Raw genomic sequence first — 6,153 nt, 5'->3', positions numbered from 1 at the left:
CAGGCAGAGAATAACGGCATGAGCCTTGGCGGCATGATTCTGAAAAATGAACAAGCGTTTCAGGATATGGAAGCCATCAATCAACGCGCAGAACAGATCTGGCGTGTGATGACGCGTTGCATGGAGCGCGGTTTCGAAACAGAAGGTATCTTGGATGGCGGCTTGAACGTGACCCGACGTGCGCCAAACTTGTTGAAGAAGCTTGAAGCAAATGCAGCAATCGAAAACGATCCAATGGAAATCATGGATTGGATTAACTTGTTTGCTTTTGCTGTGAGTGAAGAAAACGCGGCTGGTGGACAAGTCGTAACGTCGCCAACTAATGGTGCGGCGGGTGTGATTCCTGCGGTATTGATGTACTACCATCGCTTCATCAAAGAGCTTGATACTAAACAGCTTAAAGACTTCCTTGCTGTGTCCGGTGCGATTGGCATTTTGTACAAAACCAACGCGTCTATTTCGGGTGCCGAAGTAGGTTGTCAGGGTGAAGTCGGTGTATCTTCCTCTATGGCGGCAGCTGGCTTGACCGCGCTACGTGGTGGCAGCAATGAGCAAATTTGTATTGCGGCTGAGATTGCCATGGAGCACTCGCTAGGCATGACTTGTGACCCAATCGGTGGCTTAGTGCAAGTACCGTGTATTGAGCGTAATGCAATGGGTGCAATGAAAGCGATCAATGCATCTCGCATGGCATTAAAGCGTAATAGTAAATGTCTGATCTCGTTGGATAAGGTAATTGAAACCATGTACCAAACGGGCAAAGACATGAACAAGAAATACCGTGAGACGTCACTGGGTGGGTTAGCTTTGATTCACCTAGCGCCGCCTTGCGAATAATGAGTTAGGCACATCTAACCAACAAAAAAGCCGAAGCACTGAGATGCATCGGCTTTCCTTTTTTGGAGCGTTTATAACTTAGCTATGCGTTTGCTCACCTTTTGGTGTGCTTTGGTTTGGTTGATAGTGCAAAATCACCATCGAGGTGGGTGACAGCAAGACTTCGCCTTCAGCATGTCCTGGGTTGAGATTACGTACGTTTGTATCACAGATCGTCACCCATTCTTGCTTTCGCTCATTGGGGAGCTTAAAGCGCGCTGTGGCGTTAGTTTGGTTGATGAGGTAGACCAGCTCTTGCCCTTCTTTACCGATACCAAGGTGAAGTGCGACGGAGCTTAAACGGTTCCAATCATCGTGCTCCATTAAGCGACCGTCTGTACGGTGCCAGAAAATACGGTTGTTATTGCGGTTTTCGCCACTGAAAGCTCGGATAAATGGCACCATGTATTGATTTCGGTTGGCGACCATTTGTGACATCCATGCTTTGAAATGTTGCTTACGTTCTGTCTCTTCCCAGTTCAGCCAACTGGTTTCGTTGTCTTGGCAATAGGCATTATTGTTACCGCCTTGGGTGTGAGACAGAACATCAGCAGTGAGAATGTGTGGGATACCGAAGGCAAACAGCAAGCTAGCAATAAGGTTGCGTTTTTGCTTCTCACGCGTGGCGATGATCATCAGATTTTCCGTCTCGCCCTCAACACCGTAGTTTTCTGAACGATTGTCACCGTGACCGTCGCGATTTTCTTCGCCATTGGCTTCGTTATGTTTGTGCTTGTAAGACACTAAATCTTGCAGTGTGAAGCCATCGTGATACGTGATGTAATTTACGGTGAGTTTGTATGGCCAGTTCGCTGCACTATAAATGTCACGAGAGCCCATTAATCGAGTGGCAAACTCTTTTAAATAGCCTTGATCACCGCGCCAAAAACTGCGGGAAATATCACGCAGTTTGTCATTACATTCGTTCCAACCAAATGGAAAGTTACCCACTTGGTAGCCATTTGGACCAATATCCCAAGGTTCGGCAATCAATTTGGTTTCACGCAAAATTGGGTCTTGCGCAACGGCTTTAAAGAAAGCTGCTTCTGGGTTGTAATCATCGCCCTGTCGACCTAACGTTGCAGCCAAGTCAAAACGGAAGCCATCGACTTTAAATTCGCTAACCCAGTAGCGCAATGTATCCATCACAAGGTTTAAGGCTGGTTGGTAGGTGAGATCCACTGTATTTCCGCAGCCAGTGTAATTGGCGAAGTGGTTGCCATGTTTGATGTAAAAACAGGAATCGAGGGCCTTCAGGTTGAAAATTGTAGGCCCTTCACCACCTTCAGCAGTGTGGTTGTAAACCACGTCGAGAATCACTTCGATGCCGTTTTTATGCAATTCGCGAATTGTTGTTTTTAATTCCGTAACGGCGTCTTGTTCTGCGTAGCGCGGATCGGGCACCATAAAGAGATAAGGGTTGTATCCCCAATAATTGACCTTTTCCATCTCTAGTAGGTGAGGCTCATGCATGCATGCTGCGACAGGTAGCAATTGCAGCGTGTTGATGTTTTGTTGTTCGTAAAAGGCCAGCATTTCAGGTGATGCAAGACCTAAATAGCGCCCCCTCAGCTTGTCCTCAACCTCTGGGTGGCGTTGGGTAATCCCTTTGACGTGCGTCTCAAACAACACCATCTCTTCTCTGGGTATACGCGGGTGATCCGTGTTTTGCCAGTCAAAATCATCTTCGATAACGACGCACTTCGGCATATCGAAACTTTTGGCTGGAGAGTACGGAGGGTGATAGTGGAGGGCTTTATCTATTGATTTTGCGTACGGATCAGAAATTAACAGTGGCTCTTCCTTGTGGGAGACAAGGTAACCGTATTTTTGCCCCGGCTTAATATCTGGAATAAAAGTATGACGTATGCCAGCGTATTCATTCGGTAAACCGTGAAGCTCGTAGCTGCCATCGTCTGCAAACAATGCCAGTTGAATGTCTTTTACGCCTGGAGCATGAATAGAGAAGTTACAGCCTTCTTTATTCAATGTTGCGCCCAGGGGGTAGGGGCGAGAGAGAAGTCGTGTCATCGGAGATACTTTATTTAATATTTATTGCTACCTTTAGGAAACTATAAGTTAAAAACTTTGTCTTACTAAGGTCAACCACCCTAAATATAAAAATATTCGTGTAATTTAATTACTTTATGTGACGGCTTAGAGTCAAAAATATGAAATGGCTATCACTTTGTAGCGGCTCAAAACCGAACAAACTTACTAATTCCTCCCTAGATTGGTGATCTGACTCGAAAAAACACCATTCGGTAAATTTTCTACTCCCTTCTCATCCCCCTTAAATTAGTTTAGGGCGGAGGAAGTCATCCTTGTACGCCTCGGGTAATCTCACAACTGTTGAAACAAACGGGGATTCGTTCCCATCTTACCTCTCTTTCTTTAGGTGTGTTTTTACTGCCTATATTCACCTAAAAGAGTGAGCAGGGAAGACAGAATTATAAATACCCTTAATGGAGTTAAGAATGAAAAAAGTAAGTGCAATTGCTGCTGCTGTAGCTGCAACTTTAGCTGCTGGTTCTGCATTCGCAGTGGATTTCCACGGTTACATGCGTGCTGGCGTTGGCGTGAACGCTGACGGTGGTCAACAATTAACATTCGAAAAGAACAAGATCGGTCGTCTAGGTAATGAAAGCGATATCTACGGCGAGATTCAACTAGGTAAAGAAGTTTACAACAACAACGGCAAAACGTTCTACGTAGACTCTATGGTTGCAATGACTTCTAATGGTTCAAACGACTGGGAAAGCACTTCTGCTAACTGTGGTTTGGATAACGGCGAAGTGAAATGTGTTGACGATGCACAATTCGCACTACGTCAATTCAACGTTCAAGCTAAAGGCCTACTAAACTTTGCTCCAGAAGCAACACTTTGGGCTGGTAAGCGCTACTACCAACGTCACGACATTCATATCTCTGACTTCTACTACTGGAACATCTCTGGCGCGGGCGCTGGTGTTGAAGGTATCGAAGCTGGTCCTGGTAAAGTTTCTTTCGCTTGGGTTCGTAACGACCGCGGCGATATCGCAGACCCAGGCAACGATGGTGGCGCAACAAACGTAAACACTCTAGACGTACGTTACGCAGGTCTTCCTCTATGGGACAACGGCTCTCTAGAAATGGGCTTGAACTACGCAATTCTTAACGAAACTGACGCTGCGCCAAACGGCACTAAAGATGCGAAAAACGGCGTAATGTTCACAGCAGAATTGACTCAAGGTCTAGACGCTGGTTTCAACAAAACAGTGCTTCAGTACGGTACTGAAGGTTACTCAAAAACAATGGCATTCTACGGCGACGGTAGCTGGTACGGCGCAGAAGCTGACAACGGTGCATCTGGTTACCGCCTAATCAACTGGGGTGTAATCGGCATGGGCGACAGCTGGGAAATGGGTCACCAGTTAGTGTACGGTGTTGGTGAAGACATGTGGGCTGGCCAAGACAAGTGGGAAACAATGTCTGTTGTTGTTCGTCCAATGTACAAATGGGATGACAACCACAAAACTATTTTCGAAGCTGGTTACGCTATCGACGATAACGACGGCGAAGAAAACAAATACGGTAAGCTAACTGTTGCTCAAGCATGGTCTGCTGGCTCTAGCTTCTGGGCTCGTCCTGAAATCCGTGTTTACGCTTCTTACCTAACGGCTGACAAAGAAGACAACTCAAACACATTTGACAACGGTCGTTCAGACGATACGTTCCAGTTCGGTGTACAAGCTGAAGCTTGGTGGTAATCATCTAACCACTAAGTCCTAAATTGTCCTAGAATGATACAGCCAGAACTTATCTGGCTGTATTTATTTAAAAAACAATAAAGAGTCGAGGTAGACAGTAATGAAAAAATGGCTTGCTCCCGTACTGCTGGGCATGTTGGCTACTGGTTGTGCGTCTGTAGAACAAGTAGAGATGAGTCCAAAAGGTCAGCAACAAGTGATCACGCAATCGGGTGATATTCAATGGGTACCGCTTAACGTGCCTGTGGTTACTGAATTCGCTTTGACTGATAAAAGCCAAATGTTGTTGGATGGTAACAGTGCTGGCGCTATTGCAGCGTTTGCTCTTCCAGGTAACCGTGGCAGTCTCGATATCAAATTAGAGACATTCGTAAGTAAAGAACTTCAATTTTATGCTCCTAATGTCGCAGTGATGAACTCGGCAGGAGAAACCATTTACCAAGCAGATTTTTCAAAGTTTAAGTATGAACCAGCAAAACTGTTGGACAACGATAAATTCGTACTTGATCTCAATGTGATTCCAGACATGACAGGTAACGATCTGCATGTGTTGGTTTACACGACTTCCGCCGATCTAAAAGGAAGTACACAAGTTTTACACCCTGCAAAAGCCTTCGCCATGGCGCGCCACACTCAGCCGCCAGATATTGCAGACCCTCTAGCGAAACATAGCCCACTTGGTCAGTTCCGCTTTTCGGTATCCGCGAATGATATTGTGAATACTAAGATTGTTGCGAAAAACGATAACATTCCCCAAGGTACGGACCTTACTAGCTACTACTACAGCTCAATTGAAGCAGCAGTCGCAGCGAATGATATTCCGAAAGCGCTCACTTTGCTTGATGAAGCAAAAGAACTGGGTATCGAAGGTGCGCAACAAGTGTTTGTGAAAGCCGTAAATAGAAAATAATCAGATAAAAAAGGTCAGCGAAATGCTGACCTTTTTCATAGAAAATAAACCAATAAAAATACCCCTACATAGAGTTACCTTATTCACATAATTATTTTTATTACTTTGTTTTTTATATAGGTTGGATCAATAATTAATGGCAGTTCCTAATTTATTTTGTGTACTTAGGAAATAAACAAACTTCTCGAAGTGATTTAAATTCACAATCTGACGATATTTATTTGGCGTTTGATATTTCCATTTTAATAACGATTAATATTTCTTTTAACCGTTGAGTTTATTTTGCTTTGGATATACTAAAAAGGAATTACGTGAAATGAACATGATGAAGACCTCTCTTGCTGCTGCTCTACTTGTTGCCTTAGTGGGTTGTCAATCGACTGCAGAACCAGAAGCGGCCGCAGAGCCTGTTGTTAATATGTCTCAAGACGAAGTGGTTGCTTTCATGAAAGCGTGTGACAACCCAGATAGCACAGCGAAAGGACCTATTTCTAAACCACTATTTGTGGTGGGTACTTTTGCGGATTCCGATTGGAAACACGTGCCTCAGCGTCAATACACCTACAAAGGGAATAATTTCTACCAAGCCGTGGTTCAAGAAAAAGTAGGCTCCTACAG

The 6,153-nt window shown here is 44.8% G+C and carries 4 protein-coding genes and 1 pseudogene; 4 read left to right on the top strand and 1 reads right to left on the bottom strand.

All coding sequences use genetic code 11. From position 1 onward, the window contains the following. Positions 1-837 (top strand): L-serine ammonia-lyase (locus IQR33_RS35100; protein ID WP_228014251.1); only part of this gene is annotated, 837 nt, incomplete at its 5' end. A gap of 78 nt (positions 838-915) precedes the next feature. Here IQR33_RS35100 and glgX read toward each other — a convergent pair. Beyond that, entirely contained in the window at positions 916-2,907 is a 1,992-nt protein-coding gene (gene glgX / locus IQR33_RS31895) for a glycogen debranching protein GlgX (protein ID WP_193837791.1), read from the bottom strand. 446 nt (positions 2,908-3,353) lie between these two features. Here glgX and IQR33_RS31890 point away from each other — a divergent pair, with 446 nt between their 5' ends. The 3 genes and pseudogenes from IQR33_RS31890 to IQR33_RS31880 form a co-directional block, all read left to right on the top strand. After that, positions 3,354-4,625 carry a maltoporin gene (locus IQR33_RS31890; RefSeq protein WP_005374784.1) on the top strand — a complete coding sequence of 424 codons (1,272 nt, stop codon included), beginning with the start codon at positions 3,354-3,356 and terminating at the stop codon, positions 4,623-4,625. A gap of 100 nt (positions 4,626-4,725) precedes the next feature. Beyond that, a complete protein-coding gene (locus IQR33_RS31885; protein WP_005374786.1) occupies positions 4,726-5,535 on the top strand; it encodes a MalM family protein in 810 nt (269 codons plus the stop codon). A gap of 316 nt (positions 5,536-5,851) precedes the next feature. Then, positions 5,852-6,153, top strand: a pseudogene (locus tag IQR33_RS31880) (glycosidase); the annotation flags it as partial.

It is taken from the genome of Vibrio sp. OPT46, assembly GCF_015163535.1.
Lineage (GTDB): Bacteria > Pseudomonadota > Gammaproteobacteria > Enterobacterales > Vibrionaceae > Vibrio > Vibrio alginolyticus.
Note: the sequence above shows the minus strand (reverse complement) of the source record. Positions and strands in the feature narration are given on the sequence as shown.

Bases quoted from the DNA above. Each gene is read 5' to 3' on its own strand.
- IQR33_RS31890 (WP_005374784.1), top strand. From the start codon at position 3,354: ATGAAAAAAGTAAGTGCAATTGCTGCTGCTGTAGCTGCAACTTTAGCT.
- glgX (WP_193837791.1), bottom strand. From the start codon at position 2,907: ATGACACGACTTCTCTCTCGCCCCTACCCCCTGGGCGCAACATTGAAT.
- IQR33_RS31885 (WP_005374786.1), top strand. From the start codon at position 4,726: ATGAAAAAATGGCTTGCTCCCGTACTGCTGGGCATGTTGGCTACTGGT.